The sequence below is a fragment of the Nonomuraea sp. NPDC049486 genome (assembly GCF_040676925.1).
GTDB classification, from domain to species: domain Bacteria; phylum Actinomycetota; class Actinomycetes; order Streptosporangiales; family Streptosporangiaceae; genus Nonomuraea; species Nonomuraea ferruginea.
The window spans coordinates 16,141-39,928 of record NZ_JBFAPV010000019.1 but is presented as its reverse complement, the minus strand read 5'-3'; the positions used below and the strand labels follow the sequence as shown (position 1 = coordinate 39,928).

The window sequence follows — 23,788 nt, the reverse complement described above, 5'->3', positions numbered from 1 at the left end:
TCTCCCCTTAGTTGGCGAATCTGTAGGTGCGTCCGGGCAGCACGGACCCCCAGGTGCTCTCCAGCTCGGCGGCGCTGGCGACCAGCACCGACCGGTCGACGGCGGTGTCGACGTCGAGCTGGCCGGCCAGGAACAGCACGTCCTCGGCGGGCAGCGCGCCGTCGAGGCCGCCCAGCGTGGTGTCGAAGTGCCGCACCCCGCTCTTCATCGCGACCAGCGCGTTGACCAGGCCGATGCCGTGGCGTTCGCGCAGGCCGACGCGGACGGTGGCCTGTCGTGCGGCGGCTGCGGCGTCCTGGAGCAGGCCGCGGACGCGGACCGGGGTCGCGGGGACGGCGCCCTCTTCCAGCCCGATCTCGTCGCAGCCGAGCTCGGCCAGCCGGGCGACGGCGGCCATGACCTGTTCGGCGCGGTCCGCGGCGAAGGCCTCGGGGACGTGCCCGACGGTGGCCAGCCCGGCGCGGCGGGCCGCCTCCAGGACGCGGGCGGCCGGTCCGGGTTCCGCGGCGGTGAACTCGGCCACCCCCGCTCCTGCCGAGGCCACGGCCCGCACCTGGGCGGGTTCGGTGATCAGGGCCGAGGCGGTGGCCGGGTCGAGGTCCCGCGCGAACGCGTACGGATCGAACTCGTACGGGTCGAACAGGCGTACGCGGCTGCCGGCGGCGCGCAGCGCGCGGGCGATGCCGGCCATCCGGGCGCCGGTGAAGCCGCGGGCGCGCAGCACGGCGAGCAGCCCGGTGTCGGCCACGCCGATGTGGTCGGGCAGCGGGTCGGCGAGCTGGCCCCAGGCGCGCGAGTGGAACAGCACCGGCGCCACCCGGCGCGGGGTGGCGCTCGTGAGCACCTCGCCGACGAAGATCGTGTGGTCTCCTCCCGGGTACGCGTGCGCGACCCGGCAGTCGAGCCAGGCGACGGAGTCGGCGAGCACGGGGGAGCCGCTCGGGCCCGGGGTCCAGGCGGTGCCGGCGAACCTGTCGGCGGCGGGCTCCTGGCCGGCGAACCTGCGGCCGATCGCGACCTGGTCCTTGCCGAGCACGCTGACGGCGAAGAAGCCGTGCTCGGTCACCAGCCGGTGGGTCCTGGTGCCGCGTGCCAGGCAGATGAGCACCATCGGCGGGTCGAGGCTCACGCTGGCGAAGGAGCTGGCGGTCATGCCGTGCCAGGCGCCCGCGGCCCCGGTGGTCACGATGACCACGCCGCTCGGCCACTGCGCCATGGCCGCGCGGAAGGACTCGCCGTCTGCAGTCACCGGTCTCCATATGTTCCATTGATGGAAACAGTGTCACGCTGAAGGTAACGAACGGCCATTTTCGTGTCAATGTGACGGCGTTTCCCCAAGGGAAATAGACTGGGCGTGTCGTCGATCTACGAGGGGGTCAGGTGCACGCCCAGGCCGAGTCGGAGAACCAGAGCCGTTCCATCGCCGCGGTGGAGCGTGCCATGGACGTTCTGCTGCTGTTCGGCCGGAGCACGCGCCCTGACCTGGGGGTCACCGAGATCGCCACCGAGCTCGACCTGACCAAGGCGGCGGTCCACCGCATCCTCACCGCGCTGCGCAACCGCGACCTCATCGCCGTCGACCCGGTTACCAGGCGCTACTCGCTGGGCCACGCCGCCATCGCGCTCGGCCGGGCCTACCTGGCGCGCACCGACCTGCGGGCGATGGCCGGTCCCGAGCTGCGCCGGCTGTCGGCCCAGTCGGGCGAGACCGCCACCCTGTCGGTGCGGCGCGGCGACACCCGCCTCTACGTGGAGCAGGTCGTGCCCGACCATGACCTGCGCATGGAGGTCTCGCTGGGCATCCCCTACCCGCTGCACGCGGGCAGCTCCTCCAAGGCCATCCTGGCGTTCCTGCGCGAGGAGGAGATCGAGGGTTTCCTGTCCAGGCACCAGCTCACCGCGCTCACCGGCAGGACGATCACCGACGCCGTCAGGCTGCGGGCCGAGCTGGCGGCGATCCGGCGGCGCGGCTACGCCTCCTCGCTCGGGGAACGCCTGGAGGGCGCGGCGTCGATCGCCGCCCCCGTCTTCGACCACGACGGGCTGGTGATCGCCGCGGTCAGCGTCGCGGGGCCGAGCAGCCGCTTCAAGCCGCGCATGCAGGAGCAGGCGCCCCTCGTCGTGGAGTCGGCGTCCCGGCTGTCGGCCCAGCTCGGCCACTCCGGCTGAGCGTCCTCCCACGTGCAAGGCGCCGCCGCCGGGGTAGATGCTCTGATGCCGGAGGGGGAAGGGGTGTCATGCGGAGTGACGGCGAGCTCATGCTGGGCGGCCTGCTGCGCAACAGCCACACCGCCTCCTTCGAGGACATCGTCCCGCTGCTCAACGAGCACGCCCCCATGGCGGGCTTCAGCAACCCCATGGTCTACGTCTCCGACTTGCAGCAGAAGTACCTGGTGCCGCTGCCCGGCCAGTTCAGCGCCGGTGGCGAGCCGCTCACGCGGCTGAACATCGACACCACGATCGCCGGTCGCGCGTTCCGCAACGTCGAGCTGGTGCACGCCCGGCCCGACGAGGACCTCCCGCCCTGCGAGCAGGAGGACGGGCTGCGCCTGTGGTCGCCGCTCCTGGACGGCACGGAGCGGGTCGGCGTGGTGGGCGGCATCACGCAACGGGTCGACGAGGTCATCGAGTGGCGGTTCAAGCGGCTGTCGACGCTGCTGTCGCTGCTGGTGGTGAGCAAACGCCAGACCAGCGACACCTACTCGCGGATGGTGCGCGAGAAGCCGATGACGCTGTCGGCCGAGGTGCTGCACAACCTGCTGCCGAACGGCAGCTTCGCCAACGACAAAGTGGTGATCGCCGCCGCGCTGGAGCCCGCCTACCAGGTGGGGGGTGACGTGTTCGAGTACGGCATCGAGGACGACCAGCTGCACGTGTCGATCTTCGACGCGATGGGGCACGATCTGGCGTCCGGGCTGACGGCGAGCATCGCGGTCGGCTCCTGCCGCAGCAACCGGCTCAAAGGCGCCGGCCTGGTGGCGATCAGCGAGGCCATCGACGAGGCGATCGCCCAGCACTTCCAGCTGAGCCGGTTCGCCACCGGCATCATCGCCAACCTCGACATGTCGACGGGAACGCTGTCCTGGGTGAACCGCGGCCACCACCCGGCGCTGGTGGTCCGCAACGGCAAGCTGGCCGCCACCCTGGGAAGCGCCAAGCCCGCGCCGCCGATGGGCTTCAGGCTGGGCCGGCGCGCCGAGGTGGAGCACTACCAGCTCCATGCCGGCGACCGGCTGCTCTTCTACACCGACGGCATCGTCGAGGCGCGCAGCCCCGAGGGGGAGCCGTTCGGGCTGGAGCGGTTCATCGACTACATCGTCCGCAGGGAGGCCGACGGCCTGCCGGCGCCGGAGACACTGCGCCGGCTCATCCAGTCGATCATGCGCTACCAGCGCGGCCAGCTGCAGGACGACGCGACCGTGCTGACGGTCGAGTGGATGTCCGGCAGACGCCCGGGCGTCACGCTCTAAGACACCGCTGCACCCGGTCGGCCTTTCCTGCGGCAGGCGGTGATCGCCACCCCGAGGGCGAGGGCGGCATATCCGCACGTCACGGTCAAACCTGCCCATGGCGGGAGCGGGTAATAGCCGCCGCGCAGTGACCGGTCCACATCCACATGCGCGAACGTGGGGACGCTCTGCGTGATCGCGAACCCGGCGGCAGGGGTGACCGCCAGCGGCCATGGCGCCAGACCGGCGGTGGCCAGCAGACAGGGCACGACGACCAGCGCGACGGCCAGTCCGACGGCGACGACGCCCCGTTCGACCAGCGCGGCCAGGCCCAGAGCCAGCACGGCGGCGGCCGCGGTCAGCGCCGCGAAGCCGACGATCACCCGCACCTCGGTACCCAGGGTGATCGGCTGGATCGGGTTCTGATGGGCGCGCAACACCGCCAGGCCGGCGGGGACCACGACTCCCGAGGCGACCAGCCCCGCCACGAACGCGACCGCACCGACCACCGCGGCCTTGGCCGCCAGCCGCCCGGCCGGCAGGCGATCCGCCCGCGCCGGTGGTCCGCCGTGAAGAACGTCACCGCCGCCACGAGTACCGGGATCAGCCCCAAAGCCCCGCCGATCAGCATGAGGTCGGCGCGCATACCGCCCTCCACCGTGGCGGGCCCGATGTCACCGCCGCCGGTCACGATGAGCCTGTCGCCGGACTCCACGACCCCGCCCGGGTGATGCGGGGTCCTGCCGTCGGACTCCAGGACGGCGCCGACGTCGTCGTGCCGCCACGATCCGTTCGCGCCCTGCGGCGTGATCTGGTCGAAGGTGGCGGTCGCCTGGGCGAAGGCTTTCGCCATGTCCCACAGAACGCCTGGTGAGGTGACGAACAGCCCGATCTCGACCGTCTCCGGCAGCCCGGTCAGCTTGACCGTGCCGACCTCGGTCCACGTCCTGCCGTCGTCCGACTCGTAGCCGCTGATGGTGTCGCCCGACCTGGTCAGCCGTAGCCACCGCGGGCCGTTGTGGGGACCGCCGGGCATGTCGTGGAGGTAGTTGTACTGCATCCGCACGCCGTGGTCTCCGGTGAGCATGACGGCGGCGTACGGTGTGCCTCGCTGGAGGCTCTGCCTGACGAGGAGCCCGGCCTTGGCCCACGGCACCACTCCTTCCTGGACGTTGCGGACCCCGGGTTCGGCGTCCGGCAGCCGGATCTGCCCGGTCATGTCCGCCACGCGGGCGGTGATGCCGCCGTTCCCCTTGAGCGGCTGGTGCACGAAGAAGTACTTGTCGTTCACCGCCGTGCCGTCGGGTCCCAGCAAGGGCGCCGGGCAGGGGCCTTCGCCCTGCCTGGTCACGCAGGTGCTGCGGGCGCCCCCGGCGACCAGCAGTCCGAGATGGACTCATGCCGACGGTTGTACGCGGCACCAGGTTCCGGCCGGGTCGCAGCGGCTGCGACCTGGCCGGAACCTGGGCTCTGGCATCGTTGACCCATGGCACCTCGACCCGGTGGCCGGCTCGGCTGCCCCACCCGCACGACGACCGCCGGTGCGCGGCGGTGAGGGTCCTCCTCGTCGAGGACTTCGAGGTCCTCGCCCGCTCCATAGGAACCGGGCTGCGCCGCGAGGGCATGGCCGTCGACGTCGTCCTGGACGGAACCGCCGCCCTCGACCGCCTGGCCGTCACCCGCTACGACGTGGTGATCCTCGACCGCGACCTGCCCGGCGTCCATGGGGACGAGATCTGCCGGCGACTCGCCCAGGGCCGCTGCCAGACCCGGGTGCTCATGCTCACCGCCTCCGGCACGATCGAGGATCGCGTCGACGGGCTCAGCCTCGGTGCGGACGACTACCTGCCCAAGCCCTTCGCCTTCGCCGAACTGGTCGCCCGCGTCCGCGCCCTGGCCCGCCGCGCCACCCCGCCGCTGCCGCCCACGCTGACCTGCGGGGACATCACCCTCGATCCGGCCCGCCGCGTCGCGTCCCGGGCCGGGCGGCGCCTTGAGCTGAGTCCCAAGGAGTTCGCCCTGCTCGAATGCCTGCTCGCCCGGCCGGGGCTGGTCATCTCCGCCGAGGAGTTGCTCGAACGCGTCTGGGACGAGGCCGCCGATCCCTTCAGCAGCGCCGTCAAGCACACCATGCACCGGCTGCGCGCGAAGCTCGGCGCCCCTCCCGTGATCGAGACCATCCGCGAAGCCGGCTACCTCATCCGGCCGTCATGACCCCCCAGAGGTTCGCCAGAAGGTCCCTGCAGACGCGGCTCGCGCTCGCCTACGCGGCGGGCATCTACGGCGCCGGACTCTTCGTGGTCGTCCTCGTCGCCGTCCCGCTCGCCAGCATCGACGCGGCCGTACCCAGGGGCCGGCCCGCAGAGACCACCGGGAACGTGTCCGGGATCGGCCTGCCCCACCTCCTCGCCGGCTCCGCCGTCGCCCTGGTCGTCCTGATTCCCGTCGCCCTGGCTCTCGGCTGGTTCGTCGCCGGCCGGTTCCTGCGCCCGCTGCGCGCCATCGCGGCCACCGCCCAGAGCCTCTCCGCCGGAAACCTCCACCGGCGCCTCGGCCTCGGCGAGCCCGCGGACGAGCTGACCGAACTCGGCCACATCCTCGACGGTCTGTTCGCCCGCCTCCAATCCTCCTTCGACGCCCAACGCCACTTCGTCGCCAACGCCTCCCACGAGCTGCGCACCCCCCTCGCGGGCCTGCGCACCCTCCTCGAAGTCGCCCTGGCCGACCCCGACGCCGACACCGGCAGCCTGCGCTCGGCCTGCCAGGAGGCCCTCGCTCTGGGCGGACACCAGGAGCGGCTCGTCCAGGCACTGCTCGATCTGGCCACCAGCGAGCGCGGCGTGACCCGCTGGGACTCCTTCGACCTCGCCCACGTCGCCGAAGGAGCGGCCTCGGCCTCGGCCTCGGCCTCGCCATCGTCAACGCCGTCACGCAGGCTCACCACGCCACACTCACCACCAGCACACGCCCTGAAGGCGGCCTGTCGATCACTGTGCGGTTCGCGCGGTGAACCCGGTGCCGCCCTTCGGGAGACAGCACGGTGAGACACCGACTCACGAAGGAGAGGCGTTGGGTGCTGAGACGGTCGAGATCGACGACGGAGAGCTGATCCGTCGATCGGCGCACGACCCAGAGCAGTTCGCGGCGCTGTTCGACCGCTATGCCAGACAGATCCATCTGTACGCGGCCCGGCGGCTCGGCACGCAGGCCGCCGACGACATCGTGGCCGAGACGTTCCTGGCCGCCTTCCGCAGGCGCGGGACGTACGACACGTCGTTCGCGCTGGCCAGGCCCTGGCTGTACGGGATCGCCACCACGCTGATCGCCAGGCATCGGCGGCAGGAGGAGCGGATGCTGCGGGCGCTGAGCCGTACCGGCGTGGACCCGCTGCCCGAGGCGCTGGCCGACACCGTGACGCGCCGGGTGACGGCGCAGGGCAGGGATCGCGAGCTGGCGGGGGCGCTGGCGTCGCTGTCACGCGGGGACCGGGACGTGCTGCTGCTAGTGGCGTGGGAGGACATGTCGTACGAGGAAGCGGCGCGAGCGCTGGACATCCCGGTGGGGACCGTGCGGTCACGGCTGCACCGCGCACGGAAGAAGGCCAGGAACGTGCTCGGGGACGAGGAGCTGTCATGAACGCGATCAGGGAGTTTCGCCGGAACACCCCGGCCATGACCGACGAAGCCGAGGCCGCCGCGAGGGCGCGGCTCATGACGGCGATCCACGAGCCGGAAGCCGCACCGAAGCGAGCCGTGACCCGCGGGCTCGGCCGGCGCATCGTGGTGGCGGCGGCGCTGGCCCTGGCCGTCGGCGGGACCGCCGTGGTGTTCGGCGGCCGTCCGGACATGGCGCCGGTGGCCGGCGTGGCCGAGCTGGGCGAGCACGCCGCCCGGGCGGCCGAGAACGACCCCACGCCCGTCCCGGACCCCGCCCAGTGGTTCTACACCAAGGAACTGCGACTGACCGGCGTCGCAGGGGACCAGGGTGACACCTGGGAACGATGGACGCGGGTGGACGGCAAGCGGTCTGCCTGGTACCAGGACGGCAAGCTGACGTTCTCGGGAAGCACGAGCTTCGACCCGGCCGAGCTGGCCCGGCCGCCTGTCACCCCCGCCGGGGTGCTCGCCAAGATCGAGGCGGCCGTCCTGGACGAGGACCGCAGGGGTTCGCAGGAGCTGAACGGCCAGGTCCCGCCGGGGATCCTCTGGATGGAGATCAACCAGCTCATCTCCGAGCAGTGGCTCGCCCCCGAGGTGCGTGCCGCGCTCTTCCGCGCGCTGCCCACGATCAAGGGCATCACCGTGACCCATGACGTGCCCGTCGCCGACGGACGGCGAGGCGTCGCCTTCAGCCTCACCGACGCCGAGTCCCGCAGCTACCTCGTCCTGGACCCGGAGACCTACCGGTATCTGGGCACCAGCTCGACGCGGTTGAAGGACCGCACCTACGAGTGGTCCGACGGCACCAAGGAGACCTTCGAGGCGGGCACGGCGAGCCTGACCGCGCAGTTGGAGGCCGCGATCGTGGACCGGCCCGGCCTGCGTTCCTGATCGCGCGTCAGAGGACGACCGGCAGGGAGGCCAGCCGCCAGGTGCCGGGGTCGGGCATCCGCTCCGGCGCCTTGGCGGGCGCCAGGCCGGGGGATCGGCGCAGCAGGGCGGTCAGCGCGATGCGGACCTGCAGCCGGGCCGGCCACGCGCCCAGGCAGAAGTGCGGGCCGTGCGCGTAACCCAGGTGGGCGGCCTCGTCGCGGGCCAGGTCGAGCCGGTCGGGGTCGGTGAAGGCGCGCGGGTCGCGGTTGGCCGAGCCGAGGGCGGCGGCGCCGTGCCCGCGCCAGGCGGGCCGGTCGGCCTCGGGGATGCCGACCAGCTCGCAGATCACGTCCATCGGCAGCGGCCTGGCCAGGTCGGCCACCAGGTCCACGGGCTCGCCCGAGGGCAGCGCGCCGAGCAGGCCGTCGACGATCCGCCCGATGCGCGGGGCGAACGCGGCGACGCGGCGCGGCGTGAACGCGGGCGCGACCAGTTTGCCCAGCCGGGCGTGCTCGGCGCCGTCCATCTCCCGCATGGTGCGCATGTACGGGACGTACTCGTCGGGCACCGGGGGCGCATGAAGCCGGCGGAGCTCAGCCGGAAACGCGGGTCGGCGAGCATCGCCCTGGCCTCGTCGTACCTGGTCACCGCCCACATCGCGCCGTGACCTGGGTTGACGAGACGCGCCACCGGCGCCTGCTCGCGCGCCCGCCCGTAGGCGGTGAAGGGGGCGCGCAGCACCTCGGGGTCGCCGAAGAGGATCTCCGGAACGCCGGCCAACGTCATCTCCCATGGTCAAATCAGATGATCCCATCATCCAGCGCGACGACGGGGCGGCCGCGGGCGTCCCGGCCGACGCCACGGAGAGCGCGGTACGGGTCGCGTCGGGCCGCCTGGTCACCCGCGCGGAGGGCTTCGGCGCGGGCCACGCCGCCGCCTCCCTCCGGATCGACCACCCCGCCTGAGCCCCGGGACGGCCGGTCAGGCGCCTTCTCGCGAGGGCGGCGGCAGAGGGACGGTGGCGGCTTGGGCGAAGCGGCGGGCCAGCTGGGCGAAGGCGTCCTTGAGCTCGGGCGGGCCGACGACCTCGATATCGGCGTCGAACCTGCCGATGCTCGCGGCGAGTCCGGCCCACGACCAGGAGCCCAGGACGAGCCGGCAGCGGTCCGCGCCGAGTTCCTCCACGACCCCGTCGCTGAGATAGCGCGAGACGGTGGCGGCGGGCAGCCGGAGCACCACCTCACCCCGGCAGGGCCAGTCACCGGAGCCACCCCCGCGGAACCGGCCTGCCACGAACGCGGCCACATCGCCTCCGGGCACCTCACGAGGGGCGAAGCGGGGCCCGTTGGGGGTACGCGGGCTGATGCGATCAACGCGAAAGGTCCGCCAGTCGTCGCGATCAAGATCCCAGGCGACGAGATACCACCGCCCACCCCAGGTGACAAGATGATGCGGCTCCACCCTGCGAGGCGACCGCATGCCGTCATCCGTCGGTGACGCGGGCACGTCGTCGGTGGGGCACGCGCGAGCGTGATCGTCGGTCGGCGGTGCGGGGGCGTACCGGCGGGGTGGGCGGATGTTGTCGTCCTTCGGGGACGTGGGACGGTGATCGTCCGTTGGTGGCCGGGAGACGGGGTTGATGATCAGGGAGGCGGGGGCGTAGTCGAAGCGGAGGACTTCACGGGCGCGGACGGCGGCGCCGAGCGCCGTTAGTACGCCGCTGTCGACCTGTGGGAGCGGGTGGGGGGCGGGTCGCTCGACGGCGGTGATCTGGAGGGTGTCGATCCGGTGGCGCAGGCGGGCGGGCATGACCTGCCGGACGGTGGTCAGCGCGCGTGCCGCCGCTTCCCCGATGCCGGCGCCGCTGGCGGCGGCGGTCTGGAGCGCCACGGCCAGCGCGACGGCCTGCTCGTCGTCGAACAGCAACGGGGGCAGGTCGGCGCCGGCGTCGAGCCGGTACCCGCCGTCGGGACCTTTGGCGGCCACGATCGGGTAGCCGAGCTCGCGCAGGCGGTCGACGTCGCGGCGGACGGTGCGCGGGCTGACGTCCAGCCGCTCGGCCAGCACCGCTCCGGGCCAGTCGCGGCGCGCCTGGAGCAGCGAGAGCAACGCCAGCAGCCGTGCTGAGGTCTTCGGCATGTCTCCCATATTGCCGTGAATAGCGGCCACAACCTGACCGCTACCCCTGCGACTGTTGTCCCCGGAACACCACGAAACCCATGAAGAGGTCAGGAGCCGAAATGTCCGTCAAGTCCGTGACTCATCTGAACTTCCGCGGCGACGCCCGCCCGGCGCTCGAGTTCTACCGTTCCGTCTTCGGCGGCGAACTCAACGCCGTGACGTACGAGGACGCCGGGAACGTGCGGAACCCCGCCGAGGCGGACCAGGTGATGTGGGGCCAGGTGATCGCCGGCGACGGCTTCCACGTGATGGCCTACGACGTGCCCGCCGGGATGCCGTGGGACCGGGGTGAGAACTCGTTCTTCGTCTCCCTCCGCGGTGAAACCGCCGAGGAGGTCACCGCCTACTGGGAGAAGCTCTCCGCCGGAGCGACCGTCGCGCGGCCACTGGCGCCTGCGGAATGGGCGCCGCTCTACGGGATGCTCACGGACCGCTTCGGCGTCGTCTGGGTCCTCGACGTGGTGAGCGAATACAGCGGCTGAGCCACAGGCGCACGCCGCCCTCTCGCGACGACACCCCCAGAATGACCACACCCCCCAGAACGACGACACGTCCCAGAACGACGACACTGACACGTCCTAGAACGATGACACGTCCTAGAACGACCCCCCGGAAACGACCACATTCCCGGAAACGACGACGCCCCCGGAAGCACGACGAGGAAAGTGACCACCATGATGATGCGGCCCCCGGTGCGGACCGTTCTCGGTGAGCGGGCGCTGAACCGCGCGACGCTCGCCCGGCAGTTGCTGCTCGATCGCGCCGACCTGCCGGTCACCGGCGCCGTGGCGCACCTGTGCGGGCTGCAGGCGCAGGAGCCTCAGGAGCCGTTCGTCGGCCTCTGGTCGCGGCTGCGCGCGTTCGACCCGGCGGCGCTCTCCGGTCTGCTGGTCCGTAGGAGCGTGGTGCGGGTCCATCTGATGCGCCGTACCGTCCATCTCGTCACGGCCGGTGACGTGCTGGCCTGGCGGGCGCGCCACGACGCCATGCTGCGCCAGCGCGTGCTCGGGGTCTACCGTCGCGAGCTCGCCGGGGTGGACCTGGACGAGCTGGCCGCGGCGGGCCGGGCGGTGATGGCCGACGGCGAGCCGCGTTCGATGGCGGAGGTCGTGGAGGCGCTCGCCGGGCGCTGGCCGGAGCCGGGACGGCGGGCCCTGGGCGAGATGGTGATCTCCGCCCTCGTCCCGGTGGCGCAGGCGCCCCCGCGCGGGCTCTGGCGCGCGAGGGCGGGGGTGCGCAACGTGCTGCTCTCGTCCTGGCTGGGGCGGGAGATCGACCCGCACGCCCAGGACGGCTCCGATCCGGTCGGCCAGGCGCTGGTGCGGCGCTATCTCACCGCGTTCGGCCCGGCCGCCACGGCCGACCTGCGCGCCTGGTCCGGCCTGGCCGGGCTGCCGGGTGCGGTGGCCGCGGTACGGGAGGAGCTGGTGTCCTTCCGTGACGAGCGGGGCCGGGAGCTGCTGGACCTGCCCGACGCGCCGCGCCCCGACCCTGACACGCCCGCTCCGGTGCGGTTCCTGCCGGCGTTCGACAACGCGATCCTGGGTTACCACGCCCGGGGCCGGATCATCGACGACGCGCACCGCGGCCTGTCGGTCGCCGGCGCCCGCGTCGTCCTGGTCGACGGCCGGGTCGCCGCGACCTGGACCGTCGAGTCGGGCACCGTGACGGTCACCCCGCTGCGCCGCCTCAGCCCGGCCGACCGGACAGCCGTGGCCGAGCAGGGAGGGGCGCTGGCGGCGTTCCTGTCCGACGGCGACAGCGACGGCGTGCGCATCGCCGATTCCCCCAGCTGACCGGTGGGACGCGCTGGTCCGGGCCAGGATGCCGCGGCGCCGACCAGCACGTCCCACCGGATGCCGTGGCGTGGGGCCCGGCGGCGCGGACGATCAGGCGCACGGCGGCGCGGTCATGGCGCGGTGGCGTTCAGGAGCGGGATGAGGTTCTCCTCCTCGTAGTCCAGGTGTGCCTCCACCTGCGCGGTCAGCCGGTCCACCTCCGCCGACACCGCCGCCCGGTCGGTGTGCTCGCCCGCGACGAGCCGCTGCAGCTCCTCCAGGAGGCGGGCGATCTCCTCGTGCTCGCGGCGCAGCCGGGCCATGACGTCGGCGATCTCCGGGTACTGCTCGTCGAGGTGCGGGAACATGTGGGCGTCTTCCATCGTGTGGTGGTGGCTCAGCCCCTGGCAGACGGCCAGGCAGTTGATGCGCAGTTGCGCGCCCAGGCCGCCGCCGGACTCGGCGACCTCCTTGCGGACGATGGCCAGCTCCTTGCGGAAGGCGTCGTGGATGAGCTTGAGCCCGTCGCCCGGCCGCGCGGCGGCGGGGGCGGGCGGTCCCGCGGGGTCGAGTGCCACCACGGGCAGGGTGCGGCCGGACGCGGTCTCGTACCGTGCCCATCCGGGGTCGGTCCCGGTGGCTCGGGCGAAGATCCGGTCGCGTTCGGCGCCTTCCAGGATGCGCGCGTCGGCCTCGTACGTGAACGCGCCGGTTTCGACGGTGACGCGCGGGTTCTTGCGGAGGTTGTGGAACCAGGCGGGGTGGCGGGGGGAGCCGCCGGCGGAGGCGATGACGTACAGCCGGCCCGGATCCTCGTCGAGCAGGTAGCCGAGCGGGGTGGTGTGGCGGGTGCCGGTCCTGGCGCCGGTGGTGGTCAGCAGGAGCAGGCGGGCGTCCTCGAAGGGCGGCCCGACCCGGCCCTGGCCGGCCCTGAACTGCTCGATGACGTGCTGGTTGAAGTCCATGGTCATGCGGTGCTTTCTCCGATCGGTGGGAAAGCCCGCACGCCGACCGCGCGGAAAAGCGCATAGCTGGCGGAGCTATGAAGCGAGAAAAGGGGAAGCGGGGACGGCGCGCAGGCGCGGTTCAGGTCAGGCGCGTCCGTGTGAAGTGGTCACGGTGTCGTCCCCTTGCGTCGCGGCCTCCATGCCGCCGCAGTCCTCCCATGCGGCGTCACGCGACCTGCCGATCATTCAACGCCGCCCGTTCGACGGCTGTCAAATCCCGTTCCGGTGTTTGCGGGCGGGGACGCGGCTCGGCTAATGTCGCCATCCCAGCGATGGACGAGGAGGTGAGACCGATTCCCGCACGTACCCGCCGGGTGCTCTCACCTCACGACATCTGCCCGGTCTAGCCGGCCGGGGGAGAGCGCCCGTGACATACCGAAAGGCGCTCATGTCCCTTGCCGCCATCGTCACCCGGCTCCGCGCCGCGGGCTGCGTCTTCGCCGAGGACGAGGCACGCCTGCTGGCCGCCGCCGCCCCCGATCCCGCCGAGCTGGCCCGCCTGGTGGAGCGCCGCGCCGCCGGCGAGCCGCTGGAGCACGTCCTGGGCTGGGCCCGTTTCCGCGGCCTGCGTATCCAGGTCGATCCGGGCGTCTTCGTGCCGCGCCCGCGCACCGAGTTCCTGGCCGAGCAGGCGATCGCCGCCGCGCCCGGCCCGGCGGCGGTCGTGGTGGATCTGTGCTGCGGGTCCGGCGCGCTCGGCGCCGCCCTGGTGGCGGCGCTGGGCGAGGTCGAGTTGCACGCCTCCGACATCGACCCCGCCGCCGTCGCCTGCGCCCGCCGCAACCTGCCGGGCGCCCGGGTGTACGAGGGAGATCTGTTCGATCCGCTGCCCGCCGGGCTGCGCGGCCGGGTGGACCTGCTGCTGGCCAACGTCCCGTACGTGCCCACCGGCGAGATCCCGCTGCTGCCCGCGGAGGCCCGCCTGCACGAGGCCCGGGTGGCGCTGGACGGCGGCGGGGACGGGCTGGAGGTGCTGCGCCGGGTGGCCGCGTCCGCCGGGCGATGGCTGGCCCCCGGCGGTCACCTGCTCTTCGAGACCGGCGGCCGGCAGGCGGCGCACGCCGTCGAGGCGATCGCCCGCCATGGCCTGACACCGCGCGTCGCCCACTCCGGCGACTGGGACGCCACCGTCCTCATCGCCACCCGGCAGGGCTGACCCCGATGAGTTTCCGGGCGGCCCGAGGTCTGCCCGGGGAAGTGACGGAAGGACGGGAGGCCCGCGATGGGCAAGCTGATCTACTCGATGATCACCTCGCTGGACGGCTACGTGAGCGACGAGAACGGCGACTACGGCTGGGGCGCGCCGGACGAGGAGTCGCACACGTTCGTCAACGAGCACATGCGGTCGATCGGCACCTACCTCTACGGCCGCCGGATGTACGAGACGATGGTCTTCTGGGAGACCGCGCACACGCTGCCGGACCAGCCGCCGTTCATCCTGGAGTGCGCGAAGGTGTGGCAGGCCGCCGACAAGGTGGTCTATTCGACGACGCTGGCGGAGGTGTCCAGCGGGCGGACCCGGATCGAGCGGGCTTTCGACCCGGAGCGGGTGCGTGAGCTGAAGGCGGCCTCCGACCGCGACCTCACCGTCGACGGGCCGAACCTGGCGGCGCAGGCGATCCGGGCGGGGCTGGTGGACGAGTTCCAGCTCTTCGTCGGGCCGGCGGTCGCCGGCGGCGGCGTCCCGTTCTTCCCCGCCGGGGTGCGCGCCGACCTGGAGTTGCTGGACGAGCGGCGTTTCGGCAACGGCGTGATCTTCCTGCGTTACGGGGTCATGCGGTAGCCGCGGCCGTGTGGGGTAGGGGATGGCCATGGCATCGCTCATGGACCGGGTGCGCGCGTACATGCGCAGCCCGAAAGGCAGGCAGACGGTCGAATCGGCCAAGCGGATGGCCCGCGACCCCCGTAACCAACACAAGGCCAGGCACTTCCTGGACAAGTTCCGTTCCCGGCGGCACTGACGGCTCTTTCGTGACGGCGGCGCCCGGCGTGGCGCCGCCGTCGCCTTGCGCGGACATCCCAAGTATTTCACATTTGACTTATATAAGCGTTGCCTGAAACACTCTGTTCGTGCACGCGTTCGACATTCTCGGTGATCCGGTCCGGCGCCGGATCCTGGAGCTGCTCGCCGGCGGCGAGCTGAGCTCCGGTGAGGTCACCGCCGTCATCCAGCGTGAGCACGGCATCTCCCAGCCCGCGGTGTCGCAGCATCTGAAGGTGCTGCGCGACAACGGCTTCGCCACCGTGCGCGCCCAGGGCACCCGGCGTTTCTACGTCGTGAACCCGGCGCCCCTGCGCGAGGTCGACCAGTGGCTGGACCGCTTCCGCGGCTTCTGGGAGCAGCGCCTCGACGCGCTGTCCACGGAGATCGCCCGCGGCAAGCGGAAACGCCGTGCCCGCGACAGCCATCCGACAGAAAGCTGACTTCGATGGACATCATCGACGAGATCACCCGTACGCATCGCGAGGTGCGCGACACCGGCGAGGCCAAGGTCGTCGAGCTCACCCGCCACTACGACACCGGACTGGAGGATCTCTGGGACGCCTGCACCAGCGCCGAGCGCATCTCGCGCTGGTTCCTGCCGATCACCGGCGACCTGCGGCTCGGCGGCAGCTACCAGCTGAAGGGCAACGCCGGCGGCGAGGTCCTGTCCTGCGAGCCGCCGAACCGGTTCAGGGTGTCGTGGGTGATGGGTGAGGCCCCGGCGTCGTACGTGGAGGTGCGCCTGGCGGCCGACGGCGACCGCACCCGCTTCGAGCTGCGCCACGAGGCCGTGGTGCCGCCCGAGTTCTGGGAGCAGTTCGGTCCCGGCTCGGTCGGCGTCGGCTGGGATCTCGGCCTGCTCGGCCTGGCGCTGCACCTGACCGGCGGCGAGAAGGTGGACGAGGAGCACTTCCACGAGACCGATGAGGGGCGGGAGTTCATCGTCCGCAGCAGCGGGTCCTGGGGCGAGGCGTTCCGGGCCTCCGGCGCCTCGCCCGAGCTGGCCGCCGCGGTGACCGCCGCGACCACCGCCTTCTACGCACCCCCCGCGGAGTGACACGATGCCCAAGAAGATCACGCCGTTCCTCATGTTCGAGGGCAGGGCGCAGGAAGCGATCGACTTCTACCTGAAGGTGTTCGACGACGCGGAGGTGATCTCCGTGGTCCGCTACGGCCCTGGCGAGCCGGGGCCGGAGGGCAGCATCCAGCTCGCCCACCTGCGGGTCTGCGGGCAGGAGTTCCTCTGCAACGACAGCTATGTGTCGCACGCCTTCACGTTCACCCCGTCGCTGTCGCTGTTCGTGGAGTGCGAGTCGGAGGAGGAGATCGACCGGCTCTACCCGGTGCTGTCGGAGCAGGGCGGGGCGATGATGCCGCTCGGCCAGTACGGCTTCAGCGCCAAGTTCGCCTGGGTGGCCGACCGGTTCGGCGTCTCCTGGCAGCTTAACCTGCCCTGACGGTCAGCCGAGCAGCGCGGCCGGGTCGCGGGCGGGCGGGCCGGCGGGCCACCAGGTGTCGCCGCGCCGCTCGAAGGGGTACCACCGGCCGTCCCTGCCGTATCTGAGCTGGCGGTCGCCGATGGTCCAGCGGTTGCGGGCCGACTCCACCCCGGCGGGCGGCTCGCCCTCCCAGGCCGCGTCCAGCATGGCCCGCGCCCTGGCGAGGTCCTGCCGGGCGGGGGTCCACGCCGTCTCCAGCGCCTCCAGCCCGGCGGGTCCGCCGTGTCGCCAGGCCGCCACCTGGGCGTCGAGGCCGAGGTCGAGGCCGAACGCGGCGCTCATCCGTACCCGGTCCTGGTGTTCGGTCAGGGCCGGCAGGCGGCCGGAGACGAGCAGGTCGCGCGCCCGGGAGGCGGCGGAGGCGGCCAGCACCTCCAGCGCGGCCACGTCCACGCCGGGGGCGGGCTCCAGCCCGAGCGGCGCGTGGGGGGCGTCCAGCGGGGGCGGCTCGGGCAGCGGGGGCACCCCGCGCGCGAACGCCTCGCGCGCGGGCGTGCCCGGCAGCGTCCCGGCCCGCGCGCCCGCCGCGCCGCCAGCGCCCGCCGCGCCCTCAGCGCCCTCGGCGCTCTCGCTCCGCGCGCCCGTCGTGCCCGGGATGTCTCGTTGGTGGAGCGCCTCGATCAGCTCCTGCTCGCCCCGGCCGCGTAGCAGCAGCAGGACGAAGGGGTCGGCGTCGAGGAGCCAGGAGGCCTGGTAGCAGAGGGCGGCCGCGTGCCGGCACGCCCAGTCGGGGCATGAGCATTCCGGTTCCAGGTCGCCGACGGCGGGCAGCAGCGGCACGCCGGCGGCCTCGGCGGCCCGTACCAGGTCGTGCGGCATGTCGCGGTCGAGCAGGGCGGCGATGTGCCCGGCCTTGGCCGCCACCTGGTCCAGGAAGCGGTCCCATGCGGCGTCGGAGAGCTGCTCGACCCGCACGACCGTGTCGTGCTCGTGCTCGGCGACGGCGGCGAGCCGCCCGGGGCTGACGGTGATGGGCCCGAGCTGCCCGGTCTTGGCGTAGGCGCGGCCCCGCTGGAGGAGCCCCTGGTCGAGCGAGGTGTCGGCGAGGGCCTTGAGCCAGGCCTGGCCCCACCAGGTGGTGGCGAAGCGGGCGCCGGCGCGCTGGCGGGGGAAGGCGGGGAAGCCGCGGGCGGCGGTCATCTCAGCTCCACGAGGGTGGCGAGCTCGGCGTCGGTCAGTTCGGTCAGGGCCGCTTCGCCGGAGGCGAGCACGGCGTCGGCGAGTTGGCGTTTGGCGGCGAGCATCAGGGCGATCCGGTCCTCGATGGTGCCTTCGGTGATCAGCCGGTGGACCTGGACGGGCCTGGTCTGGCCGATGCGGTGGGCGCGGTCGGTGGCCTGGTCCTCGACGGCGGGGTTCCACCAGCGGTCGTAGTGGATGACGTGGTCGGCGCGGGTGAGGTTGAGCCCGGTGCCGGCGGCTTTGAGCGACAGCAGGAACACCGGCGTCTCGCCGTCCTGGAAGCGGCGGACCATCTCCTCGCGGCGGGCGACCGGGGTGCCGCCGTGCAGCAGCTGGCTGGGGACGCCGCGGGCGGCCAGGTGGTGGGCGATCAGCCTGGCCATGGTCACGTACTGGGTGAAGACCAGCACCGCGCCGTCCTCGGCGACGATGGTGTCGACCAGTTCGTCGAGCAGTTCGAGCTTGCCGGAGCGGCCGGTCAGCCGGGGCGCGGTCTCGTGCAGATACTGGGCGGGGTGGTTGCAGATCTGTTTGAGCCCGGTGAGCAGTTTGACGATCAGGCCGCGCCTGGCCATGCCGCCGGCGCCCTCGATCCGCGTCATCATCTCGCGCACGACGGCCTCGTACAGGCCGGCCTGCTCGGTGGTGAGGGCGACCGGCCGGTCGGTCTCGGTCTTGGGCGGCAGCTCGGGCGCGATGCCGGGGTCGGACTTGCGGCGGCGCAGCAGGAACGGCCGCACCAGCCGCGACAGCCGGTCGGCGGTCCCGGTGTCGCCGGACTCGATCGGCCCGGCCCAGCGGGCGCGGAACCGGGGCAGCGTGCCGAGCAGGCCGGGCGTGGTCCAGTCGAGGATGGCCCACAGCTCCGACAGGTTGTTCTCGACGGGGGTGCCGGTGAGGGCGACGCGGGCGGCGGCGGGGATCTCGCGCAGCGCCCCGGCGGTGCCGGAGGCGGGGTTCTTGACGTGCTGGGCCTCGTCGGCGACGACCAGGTCCCACGGGTGGGCGGCCAGGCGGGCGGCGTCGCGCCGCATGGTGGCGTACGTGGTGAGCACGAATCCTTCGTCGGCCAGGGTGCGGGCGGAGCCGTGGTAGCGGCGTACCGGCACGCCGGGGGCGAACCTGGTGATCTCCCGCTCCCAGTTGCCCAGCAGCGACGCCGGGCACACGACGAGCGTGGGCCCGCCGCCGCGGTGCACGTGCAGGGCGATGAGGGTGATGGTCTTGCCCAGGCCCATGTCGTCGGCCAGGCAGGCGCCGAGCCCGAGCGAGGTCATCCTGGCCAGCCAGCGCAGGCCCTGCAGCTGGTAGTCGCGGAGTGTGGCGGCCAGGCCGGGCGGCGGGGCGAGGTCCTCCGGTTCGGCCAGCCGGTCGCGCAGCTCGCTCAGCCACGCGCCGGGTTCGACCGGCACCTGTTCGCCGTCGGCCTCGACGGTGCCGGTGAGCGCGGCGGCGAGCGCGTCCACGGGGGTGAGCGGCTTGAGCTCGCGCAGGCGTGCCTTGCGCGCCAGGTCGGGGTCGATGAGCACCCACTGGTCGCGCAGCCGTACGACGGGCCGGTGCGTCTCGGCGAGGTGGTCCATCTCGGCGGCGGTGAGCCGCTCGCCGCCGAGGGCGAGCTGCCAGTCGAAGGCGACCAGGTGGTGGCCGCCGAGGAACGAGGGCAGGTCGGACGGGGCCGCGTCGCGCTCGCCGATCGCGGCGCGGGCGCTCAGTCCGCGTACGAGGGAGCGCGGCCAGTGGACCTCGGTCCCGGCGGCGGTGAGCCGTTCGGCGGCTCCGGCCAGCAGGTCGCCGACGTCCTCGTCGGTCAGCGGCAGTTCGTCGGGGACGGGGCTGTCGAGCAGCGCCGCCAGGCGGGGCCAGGCGCGGGCGGCCCGGCGCAGGGCGATGGTCGTCTCGATCCTGGCCCGGCCGCCGAACCCGGGGTCGCGGCCCTGCCACAGGTCGGCGGCGTCCACCACGAGCGACGGGCCGGCCAGGCTGTGCACCTGCACCACGGCGCGGTACTCGCCCGCGGCCACGTCGTCGGCCTCGATCCGCAGGGACACCCGCACGCCGGCGTCGAGGTCGGCGGAGACGTCCTCGGCCCAGCGGCGCAGCTTCGGCACCTTGACGGGGCGTACGGCGGCGAACGCGGTGGTGCCGGTCGCCTTGACGGCGCCGGGTGAGCGCGGCATGCCGTCGGCCACGGCGTCCAGGAACGCCCGCACCAGCGTCTCGGCGTCGGCCAGCACGGGTCCGGCGTCGCCGTGGTCCTCGCCGAGGGGGACGGCGCGGGCGGAGGCCGGCATGGCGTCGGCGAGTTCGCGGATGCGCTGGACGTCGGCGGCGTCGAAGGGTCCGGCGCGCCAGGCGTCGTGGCCGGCCGCGGTCACCGTGGGGCGGATGCGGCCGCGGGTGACCAGCTGGAGCGCCACCAGCGCCGCCGCGCCCCAGAAGCGGGCCGCGGGGTGGGCCGAGGCATCGGTGCGGGCTCTGGCCAGGGCGGCGACGGCCTCGGCCACGGGCGTCCTGGTGGCGGCCGCCTCGCGTACGCGGATGCCCTCGTCATAGGGTTCGGCGACGGTGACGGTGTCCGCGCCCGCCGGTCCGAGGAAGGCCATGTGGCCCGCTCTGGGAGGTTCGCCGGGCTCGAAGACGACCGCGTTCCGTACCGATTCCTGTCCGCCTGTCACAACCGTACAGTGTACGGTACGCGGGGGTGTGGTTTCCCACACCTGAACACGGAAGCCCGCCTCATCAACGGGACCACCCGATCTTCCGTACCCTTGGCGCATGGTTGATTGGGTTGTGCAGTTGATGGAGCTCCTGGGCGCGCCTGGAGCAGGTGTGGCGGTGGCGGCGGAGAACCTGTTCCCGCCGATTCCGAGTGAGGTGATCCTGCCGCTTGCGGGCTTCACGGCCAGCCGGGGCAACATGGGCCTGGTCGACGCTCTCGTCTGGACCACGGTCGGTTCGGTCGTCGGCGCGCTGGCGCTCTACTGGGTGGGCGCGCTGCTCGGTCGCGAGCGGGTGCTGGCGATCGCCGCGAAGATGCCGCTGGTGAAGGTCTCCGACATCGAGAAGACGGAGTCGTGGTTCCTCAAGCACGGCAAGGCGACGGTGTTCTTCGGCCGGTTCATTCCGATTTTCCGCAGTCTGATCTCGGTGCCCGCCGGGGTGGAGCGGATGCCGGTGCTGCAGTTCACTCTGCTCACGGCGGCCGGCAGCGGCATCTGGAACACCACCTTCGTGCTGGCCGGCTACTACCTGGGCAAGCAGTGGCGTCTGGTCGAGACGTACATGGGGGTGGCCTCCAAGGTGGTGCTCGGCCTGGTCCTGCTCGCGGTGGTGGTCTTCGTGGTGGTGCGGCTGAGCGAGCGGCGCAAGGGACGCCATGCGCTTCGCCGCTGAGGGGGCGCGGGTGCTCGGCGCGGTCGTGCTGGGTGCGCTGACCGCGCCGGTGGAGGCGGTGTTCCTGCTGGTGACGCTGCCGTTCGCGGGCGGCACGGCCGGGGCCGCGCGGTGGCTGGCCCGGTGGGAGGCGCGCCGCCTGCTGCTGGATCCCGCCGTCCTGGACCGCGCGAGCCTGGATCCCCCGGACGCGGGCGGGGACGGCTCGCGGGCGCGGCTGTTCCTGGCCGCGCGGGTGCCGCTGGGGCTGCTCGGCGCGCTGGTGCTCGTGCTGCTGGTGTTCGGCGCCTGGCAGGCGGGCCAGTTGGCCTGGGCGTGGGTCCTGGACGAGGCGTACGACGGGATGTCGCGTTCGGTGCCGCTGGGGCTCTACACCTTCACGCTGGGCGGCGTGCTGCTGTTCCTCGCGCTGACGGGACTGGCGGGGGTGCACGTGCTGGAGCGGCGGCTGGCCGTTCGGATGCTGGGCCCCGACCGTACCGAGGCGCTGGAGCGCCGGATCGTCCAGCTGTCGGAGAGCCGGGCCGGCATCGTGGCGGCGGTCGACTCCGAGCGGCGCCGGATCGAGCGTGACCTGCACGACGGGCTGCAGCAGCGGCTGGTGGCGCTGTCGATGCTGATCGGCCGGGCGCGGCGCGGCCATCCGGCTCTGATGGACCAGGCGCACGTCGAGGCGCAGCAGGCGCTGGGCGAGCTGCGGGAGGTGGCCTGGCGGGTGTATCCGAGCGGGCTGGACGCGCTCGGGCTGCAGGAGGCGCTGGCCGGGGTGGCCGAGCGGTCCGAGGTGCCGGTCACCGTGGCGTGTGACCTGCCGGGGCGGCCGCCGCCCGCGGTGGAGACGGCGGCGTACTTCGTGGTGAGCGAGGCCGTCACGAACGCCAACAAGCACGCCGGGGCCGGTCGGGTCGAGGTCGCGCTGCGGATGGAGGCTGCGGCGCTGGTGGTGTCGGTGCGTGACGACGGGGTGGGCGGCGCGGGCGCGTCCGGTGGCGGGCTGTCGGGGCTGCGGCGCCGGGTGGCTGCGCTGGACGGCGGTTTCGCGGTGGACAGCCCGCCCGGCGGGCCGACGGTGATCAGGGCGGAGCTGCCGTGCGGGTGATCCTGGCGGAGGATTCGACGCTGCTGCGCGAGGGCCTGGTCCGGCTGCTGCTGGAGGAGGGGCACGAGGTGCCGGCGGCGGTGGGCGACGGTGAGGCGCTGGTGGCGGCGGTGGCCGCGCATCTGCCGGACGCGGTGGTGGTGGACGTGCGGATGCCGCCGACGCACACCGACGAGGGGCTGCGCGCGGCCCTGGAGATCAGGCGGCGCTGGCCGGGGGTGAAGGTGCTGGTGCTGTCGCAGTACGTGGAGAAGCGGTACGCGACCGAGCTGATGAGCTCGGACGTGTCGGGCGTCGGTTACCTGCTGAAGGACCGGGTGGCGCAGGTCGCCGACTTCCTGGACGCGCTGGAGCGGGTGGGCGCGGGCGGCGCGGCGTTCGATCCCGAGGTGGTGCGGCAGTTGCTGGCCCGCACCAGTCAGGTGGATCCGCTGGCCAGGCTGACGGCGCGGGAGCGCGAGGTGCTGGAACTGATGGCGCAGGGGCTGACGAACGCCTCGATCGCGCAGGCGCTGCACGTGTCGCAGAGCGCGGTGGAGAAGCACGTGAACGCGCTGTTCGACAAGCTGGACCTGTCGCACGTCACCGGTTACAGCCGGCGGATGCTGGCGGTGCTCCGCTTCCTCGGTTCCTGATTTTTCTGGACGTATCACCCTCCTAGGTGACCTGCGGCCCGCCTTGACAAATTTATTTGTCGGTGGGACGGTGGAGCCACACCCCGAAACGAGGAGTCAACGATGCGGAAGATCGTCGCAGGGCTGTTCATCTCGCTCGACGGCGTCGTGGAGTCGCCGGAGAAGTGGCATTTCCCGTACTACGACGAGGACATGGGCCGGTCGGTCGACACGCTCATGCGGCGCTGCGAGGCCATGCTGCTGGGCCGCAACACCTACGAGACGTTCGCCTCCCACTGGCCTCACCAGGATCCGGACGACCCGCTGGCCGCCATGATGAACGGCCGCGCCAAGTACGTGGTCTCCTCCACGCTCACCGACCCCGCCTGGCAGAACACCACGGTGATCGCCGCCGGTGACGTGGCCGCGCTCAAGGAGGGGCCGGGCGGCGACCTGGGCATGAGCGGCAGCCCCACCCTGGTGGTGTCGCTGCTGCAGGAGGGCCTGCTGGACGAGCTGCACCTGCTGGTGCACCCGGTGGTCGTCGGCAGCGGGCAGAGGCTGTTCGAGGAGGGCGCGGGGCACATCCCGCTCAAGCTCACCAAGTCCGAGACGTTCGGCACCGGCGTGCTGGACCTGACCTACGGGAGGGCCTGACCATGGCCGCCAAGACCGTCGCAGAGAAGCTGCTCGTCAAGCCGGGCGGCACCGTGTGGATCTCCGCGGGGGAGCACCGGCCGCTCGTCGGCCCCCTGCCGGAGGGCGCGGACTACGTCGAGGACCTGGGCGAGGCTGCGGTGGGGGTGTTCTTCGCCGCCGACGCGGCCTCGGCCCGCGGCCTGCTGGACGGGCAGCGCGACCGGCTGACCGGCCCGCCGGTGCTCTGGGTCGCCTATCCGAAGGGCGGCAAGTCCGACGTCAACCGTGACACGCTCTGGCCCATCGTGGGCGAGTTCGGTCTGCGCCCGAACGGCCAGGTGGCGGTGGACGAGACGTGGTCGGCGCTGCGTTTCCGCCCGCTGAAGGAGGGCGAGCCGCCTTTCACCGGCGGCGCGTCCCGATAGACC

28 protein-coding genes are annotated in these 23,788 nt (G+C 72.8%); 20 read left to right on the top strand and 8 right to left on the bottom strand.

Going from position 1 to position 23,788, the window contains the following annotated elements:
• Positions 1-7: 7 nt before the first annotated feature.
• On the bottom strand, positions 8-1,249 hold the full coding sequence (locus tag AB0K05_RS38430; RefSeq protein WP_364236026.1) for a flavin reductase: 1,242 nt from the start codon (positions 1,247-1,249) through the stop codon (positions 8-10).
• A 131-nt stretch (positions 1,250-1,380) separates the two neighbouring features.
• Here AB0K05_RS38430 and AB0K05_RS38425 point away from each other — a divergent pair, with 131 nt between their 5' ends.
• Together AB0K05_RS38425 and AB0K05_RS38420 are read left to right on the top strand one after the other, a co-directional pair.
• Complete coding sequence (locus AB0K05_RS38425) at positions 1,381-2,169, top strand: IclR family transcriptional regulator (protein ID WP_261808552.1); 789 nt, start codon at positions 1,381-1,383, stop codon at positions 2,167-2,169.
• 68 nt (positions 2,170-2,237) lie between these two features.
• A complete protein-coding gene (locus AB0K05_RS38420) occupies positions 2,238-3,470 on the top strand; it encodes a PP2C family protein-serine/threonine phosphatase (RefSeq protein WP_364236022.1) in 1,233 nt (410 codons plus the stop codon).
• On the opposite strand, the gene AB0K05_RS38415 is transcribed toward AB0K05_RS38420, so the two are convergent.
• Both AB0K05_RS38415 and AB0K05_RS38410 read right to left on the bottom strand, forming a co-directional pair.
• Positions 3,467-3,832 carry a hypothetical protein gene (locus tag AB0K05_RS38415; RefSeq protein ID WP_364236020.1) on the bottom strand — a complete coding sequence of 122 codons (366 nt, stop codon included), beginning with the start codon at positions 3,830-3,832 and terminating at the stop codon, positions 3,467-3,469. The two genes, AB0K05_RS38420 and AB0K05_RS38415, sit on opposite strands and share 4 nt — an antisense overlap.
• Positions 3,829-4,800 carry a hypothetical protein gene (locus AB0K05_RS38410; RefSeq protein ID WP_364236017.1) on the bottom strand — a complete coding sequence of 324 codons (972 nt, stop codon included), beginning with the start codon at positions 4,798-4,800 and terminating at the stop codon, positions 3,829-3,831. Before AB0K05_RS38410 ends, AB0K05_RS38415 begins: the two co-directional genes overlap by 4 nt.
• A 200-nt stretch (positions 4,801-5,000) precedes the next feature.
• On the opposite strand from AB0K05_RS38410, the gene AB0K05_RS38405 reads away from it, so the two are divergent.
• Genes AB0K05_RS38405 through AB0K05_RS38390 form a run of 4 tightly spaced genes read left to right on the top strand, consistent with a single transcriptional unit; the run spans position 5,001 to position 7,999 of the window.
• Positions 5,001-5,663, top strand: coding sequence for a response regulator transcription factor (locus AB0K05_RS38405; protein ID WP_271279444.1), 663 nt, complete (start codon positions 5,001-5,003; stop codon positions 5,661-5,663).
• Positions 5,660-6,493: a HAMP domain-containing sensor histidine kinase gene (locus tag AB0K05_RS38400; RefSeq protein ID WP_364236015.1), complete on the top strand. Its 834-nt coding sequence runs from the start codon at positions 5,660-5,662 to the stop codon at positions 6,491-6,493. The genes AB0K05_RS38405 and AB0K05_RS38400 overlap by 4 nt, the downstream gene beginning before the upstream one ends.
• A gap of 25 nt (positions 6,494-6,518) precedes the next feature.
• Positions 6,519-7,085 (top strand): RNA polymerase sigma factor, encoded by a 567-nt coding sequence (locus AB0K05_RS38395; RefSeq protein ID WP_148031602.1) that lies wholly within the window; start codon positions 6,519-6,521, stop codon positions 7,083-7,085.
• Entirely contained in the window at positions 7,082-7,999 is a 918-nt protein-coding gene (locus AB0K05_RS38390) for a CU044_5270 family protein (RefSeq protein WP_364236012.1), read from the top strand. The genes AB0K05_RS38395 and AB0K05_RS38390 overlap by 4 nt, the downstream gene beginning before the upstream one ends.
• Positions 8,000-8,006: 7 nt before the next feature.
• Here the strand turns inward: AB0K05_RS38390 and AB0K05_RS38385 are convergent, their stop codons facing one another.
• Positions 8,007-8,549 carry a hypothetical protein gene (locus tag AB0K05_RS38385; RefSeq protein ID WP_364236009.1) on the bottom strand — a complete coding sequence of 181 codons (543 nt, stop codon included), beginning with the start codon at positions 8,547-8,549 and terminating at the stop codon, positions 8,007-8,009.
• A gap of 223 nt (positions 8,550-8,772) precedes the next feature.
• Between AB0K05_RS38385 and AB0K05_RS38380 the strand changes: the two genes are divergently transcribed.
• Positions 8,773-8,946: a hypothetical protein gene (locus AB0K05_RS38380; protein ID WP_271279448.1), complete on the top strand. Its 174-nt coding sequence runs from the start codon at positions 8,773-8,775 to the stop codon at positions 8,944-8,946.
• A gap of 16 nt (positions 8,947-8,962) precedes the next feature.
• Here AB0K05_RS38380 and AB0K05_RS38375 read toward each other — a convergent pair whose 3' ends face one another.
• Positions 8,963-10,120 (bottom strand): WYL domain-containing protein, encoded by a 1,158-nt coding sequence (locus AB0K05_RS38375; protein ID WP_364236007.1) that lies wholly within the window; start codon positions 10,118-10,120, stop codon positions 8,963-8,965.
• Positions 10,121-10,221: 101 nt separating this feature from the next.
• On the opposite strand from AB0K05_RS38375, the gene AB0K05_RS38370 reads away from it, so the two are divergent.
• The gene (locus tag AB0K05_RS38370; RefSeq protein ID WP_271279450.1) at positions 10,222-10,644 is read left to right on the top strand and encodes a VOC family protein; all 423 of its coding nucleotides are present in this window, start codon (positions 10,222-10,224) and stop codon (positions 10,642-10,644) included.
• A gap of 192 nt (positions 10,645-10,836) precedes the next feature.
• Positions 10,837-11,958, top strand: a complete 1,122-nt coding sequence (locus AB0K05_RS38365) for a winged helix DNA-binding domain-containing protein (protein ID WP_364236004.1) — start codon at positions 10,837-10,839, stop codon at positions 11,956-11,958.
• A 113-nt stretch (positions 11,959-12,071) separates the two neighbouring features.
• Here AB0K05_RS38365 and AB0K05_RS38360 read toward each other — a convergent pair whose 3' ends face one another.
• A complete protein-coding gene (locus tag AB0K05_RS38360) occupies positions 12,072-12,911 on the bottom strand; it encodes a nitroreductase/quinone reductase family protein (RefSeq protein ID WP_271279452.1) in 840 nt (279 codons plus the stop codon).
• Positions 12,912-13,335: 424 nt separating this feature from the next.
• Between AB0K05_RS38360 and AB0K05_RS38355 the strand changes: the two genes are divergently transcribed.
• From AB0K05_RS38355 to AB0K05_RS38330, 6 genes are all read left to right on the top strand, one after another.
• Positions 13,336-14,103: a putative protein N(5)-glutamine methyltransferase gene (locus tag AB0K05_RS38355; RefSeq protein WP_219546417.1), complete on the top strand. Its 768-nt coding sequence runs from the start codon at positions 13,336-13,338 to the stop codon at positions 14,101-14,103.
• 66 nt (positions 14,104-14,169) lie between these two features.
• A complete protein-coding gene (locus tag AB0K05_RS38350; protein WP_364236000.1) occupies positions 14,170-14,730 on the top strand; it encodes a dihydrofolate reductase family protein in 561 nt (186 codons plus the stop codon).
• Between the two features lie 28 nt (positions 14,731-14,758).
• The gene (locus tag AB0K05_RS38345) at positions 14,759-14,908 is read left to right on the top strand and encodes a hypothetical protein (protein ID WP_187281160.1); all 150 of its coding nucleotides are present in this window, start codon (positions 14,759-14,761) and stop codon (positions 14,906-14,908) included.
• A gap of 109 nt (positions 14,909-15,017) precedes the next feature.
• Positions 15,018-15,371 carry a metalloregulator ArsR/SmtB family transcription factor gene (locus AB0K05_RS38340; RefSeq protein WP_364235997.1) on the top strand — a complete coding sequence of 118 codons (354 nt, stop codon included), beginning with the start codon at positions 15,018-15,020 and terminating at the stop codon, positions 15,369-15,371.
• A 5-nt stretch (positions 15,372-15,376) separates the two neighbouring features.
• Positions 15,377-15,988, top strand: coding sequence for an SRPBCC domain-containing protein (locus AB0K05_RS38335; RefSeq protein WP_148031595.1), 612 nt, complete (start codon positions 15,377-15,379; stop codon positions 15,986-15,988).
• A gap of 4 nt (positions 15,989-15,992) precedes the next feature.
• Positions 15,993-16,388, top strand: coding sequence for a VOC family protein (locus AB0K05_RS38330; protein WP_148031594.1), 396 nt, complete (start codon positions 15,993-15,995; stop codon positions 16,386-16,388).
• Between the two features lie 3 nt (positions 16,389-16,391).
• Here the strand turns inward: AB0K05_RS38330 and AB0K05_RS38325 are convergent, their stop codons facing one another.
• Both AB0K05_RS38325 and AB0K05_RS38320 read right to left on the bottom strand, forming a co-directional pair.
• Entirely contained in the window at positions 16,392-17,570 is a 1,179-nt protein-coding gene (locus AB0K05_RS38325; RefSeq protein WP_364235994.1) for a hypothetical protein, read from the bottom strand.
• Positions 17,567-20,290: a DEAD/DEAH box helicase gene (locus tag AB0K05_RS38320; protein ID WP_364235992.1), complete on the bottom strand. Its 2,724-nt coding sequence runs from the start codon at positions 20,288-20,290 to the stop codon at positions 17,567-17,569. The genes AB0K05_RS38325 and AB0K05_RS38320 overlap by 4 nt, the downstream gene beginning before the upstream one ends.
• A 100-nt stretch (positions 20,291-20,390) precedes the next feature.
• Here AB0K05_RS38320 and AB0K05_RS38315 point away from each other — a divergent pair, with 100 nt between their 5' ends.
• The 5 genes from AB0K05_RS38315 (at position 20,391) to AB0K05_RS38295 (ending at position 23,785) form a co-directional block, all read left to right on the top strand.
• Complete coding sequence (locus AB0K05_RS38315; protein WP_364235989.1) at positions 20,391-21,008, top strand: DedA family protein; 618 nt, start codon at positions 20,391-20,393, stop codon at positions 21,006-21,008.
• A complete protein-coding gene (locus AB0K05_RS38310) occupies positions 20,992-22,107 on the top strand; it encodes a histidine kinase (protein ID WP_364235986.1) in 1,116 nt (371 codons plus the stop codon). Before AB0K05_RS38315 ends, AB0K05_RS38310 begins: the two co-directional genes overlap by 17 nt.
• Positions 22,098-22,742: a response regulator transcription factor gene (locus tag AB0K05_RS38305; RefSeq protein ID WP_148031591.1), complete on the top strand. Its 645-nt coding sequence runs from the start codon at positions 22,098-22,100 to the stop codon at positions 22,740-22,742. The genes AB0K05_RS38310 and AB0K05_RS38305 overlap by 10 nt, the downstream gene beginning before the upstream one ends.
• Before the next feature lie 102 nt (positions 22,743-22,844).
• Positions 22,845-23,378, top strand: coding sequence for a dihydrofolate reductase family protein (locus AB0K05_RS38300; protein ID WP_364235982.1), 534 nt, complete (start codon positions 22,845-22,847; stop codon positions 23,376-23,378).
• Between the two features lie 2 nt (positions 23,379-23,380).
• Complete coding sequence (locus AB0K05_RS38295) at positions 23,381-23,785, top strand: hypothetical protein (protein WP_364235979.1); 405 nt, start codon at positions 23,381-23,383, stop codon at positions 23,783-23,785.
• Positions 23,786-23,788 lie beyond the last annotated feature (3 nt).

Bases quoted from the DNA above. Each gene is read 5' to 3' on its own strand.
- AB0K05_RS38300 (WP_364235982.1), top strand. From the start codon at position 22,845: ATGCGGAAGATCGTCGCAGGGCTGTTCATCTCGCTCGACGGCGTCGTG.
- AB0K05_RS38420 (WP_364236022.1), top strand. From the start codon at position 2,238: ATGCGGAGTGACGGCGAGCTCATGCTGGGCGGCCTGCTGCGCAACAGC.
- AB0K05_RS38380 (WP_271279448.1), top strand. From the start codon at position 8,773: ATGGTCAAATCAGATGATCCCATCATCCAGCGCGACGACGGGGCGGCC.
- AB0K05_RS38350 (WP_364236000.1), top strand. From the start codon at position 14,170: ATGGGCAAGCTGATCTACTCGATGATCACCTCGCTGGACGGCTACGTG.
- AB0K05_RS38400 (WP_364236015.1), top strand. From the start codon at position 5,660: ATGACCCCCCAGAGGTTCGCCAGAAGGTCCCTGCAGACGCGGCTCGCG.
- AB0K05_RS38325 (WP_364235994.1), bottom strand. From the start codon at position 17,570: ATGACCGCCGCCCGCGGCTTCCCCGCCTTCCCCCGCCAGCGCGCCGGC.
- AB0K05_RS38375 (WP_364236007.1), bottom strand. From the start codon at position 10,120: ATGCCGAAGACCTCAGCACGGCTGCTGGCGTTGCTCTCGCTGCTCCAG.
- AB0K05_RS38315 (WP_364235989.1), top strand. From the start codon at position 20,391: ATGGTTGATTGGGTTGTGCAGTTGATGGAGCTCCTGGGCGCGCCTGGA.
- AB0K05_RS38310 (WP_364235986.1), top strand. From the start codon at position 20,992: ATGCGCTTCGCCGCTGAGGGGGCGCGGGTGCTCGGCGCGGTCGTGCTG.
- AB0K05_RS38360 (WP_271279452.1), bottom strand. From the start codon at position 12,911: ATGACCATGGACTTCAACCAGCACGTCATCGAGCAGTTCAGGGCCGGC.
- AB0K05_RS38330 (WP_148031594.1), top strand. From the start codon at position 15,993: ATGCCCAAGAAGATCACGCCGTTCCTCATGTTCGAGGGCAGGGCGCAG.
- AB0K05_RS38365 (WP_364236004.1), top strand. From the start codon at position 10,837: ATGATGATGCGGCCCCCGGTGCGGACCGTTCTCGGTGAGCGGGCGCTG.
- AB0K05_RS38335 (WP_148031595.1), top strand. From the start codon at position 15,377: ATGGACATCATCGACGAGATCACCCGTACGCATCGCGAGGTGCGCGAC.
- AB0K05_RS38345 (WP_187281160.1), top strand. From the start codon at position 14,759: ATGGCATCGCTCATGGACCGGGTGCGCGCGTACATGCGCAGCCCGAAA.
- AB0K05_RS38355 (WP_219546417.1), top strand. From the start codon at position 13,336: ATGTCCCTTGCCGCCATCGTCACCCGGCTCCGCGCCGCGGGCTGCGTC.
- AB0K05_RS38370 (WP_271279450.1), top strand. From the start codon at position 10,222: ATGTCCGTCAAGTCCGTGACTCATCTGAACTTCCGCGGCGACGCCCGC.
- AB0K05_RS38390 (WP_364236012.1), top strand. From the start codon at position 7,082: ATGAACGCGATCAGGGAGTTTCGCCGGAACACCCCGGCCATGACCGAC.
- AB0K05_RS38295 (WP_364235979.1), top strand. From the start codon at position 23,381: ATGGCCGCCAAGACCGTCGCAGAGAAGCTGCTCGTCAAGCCGGGCGGC.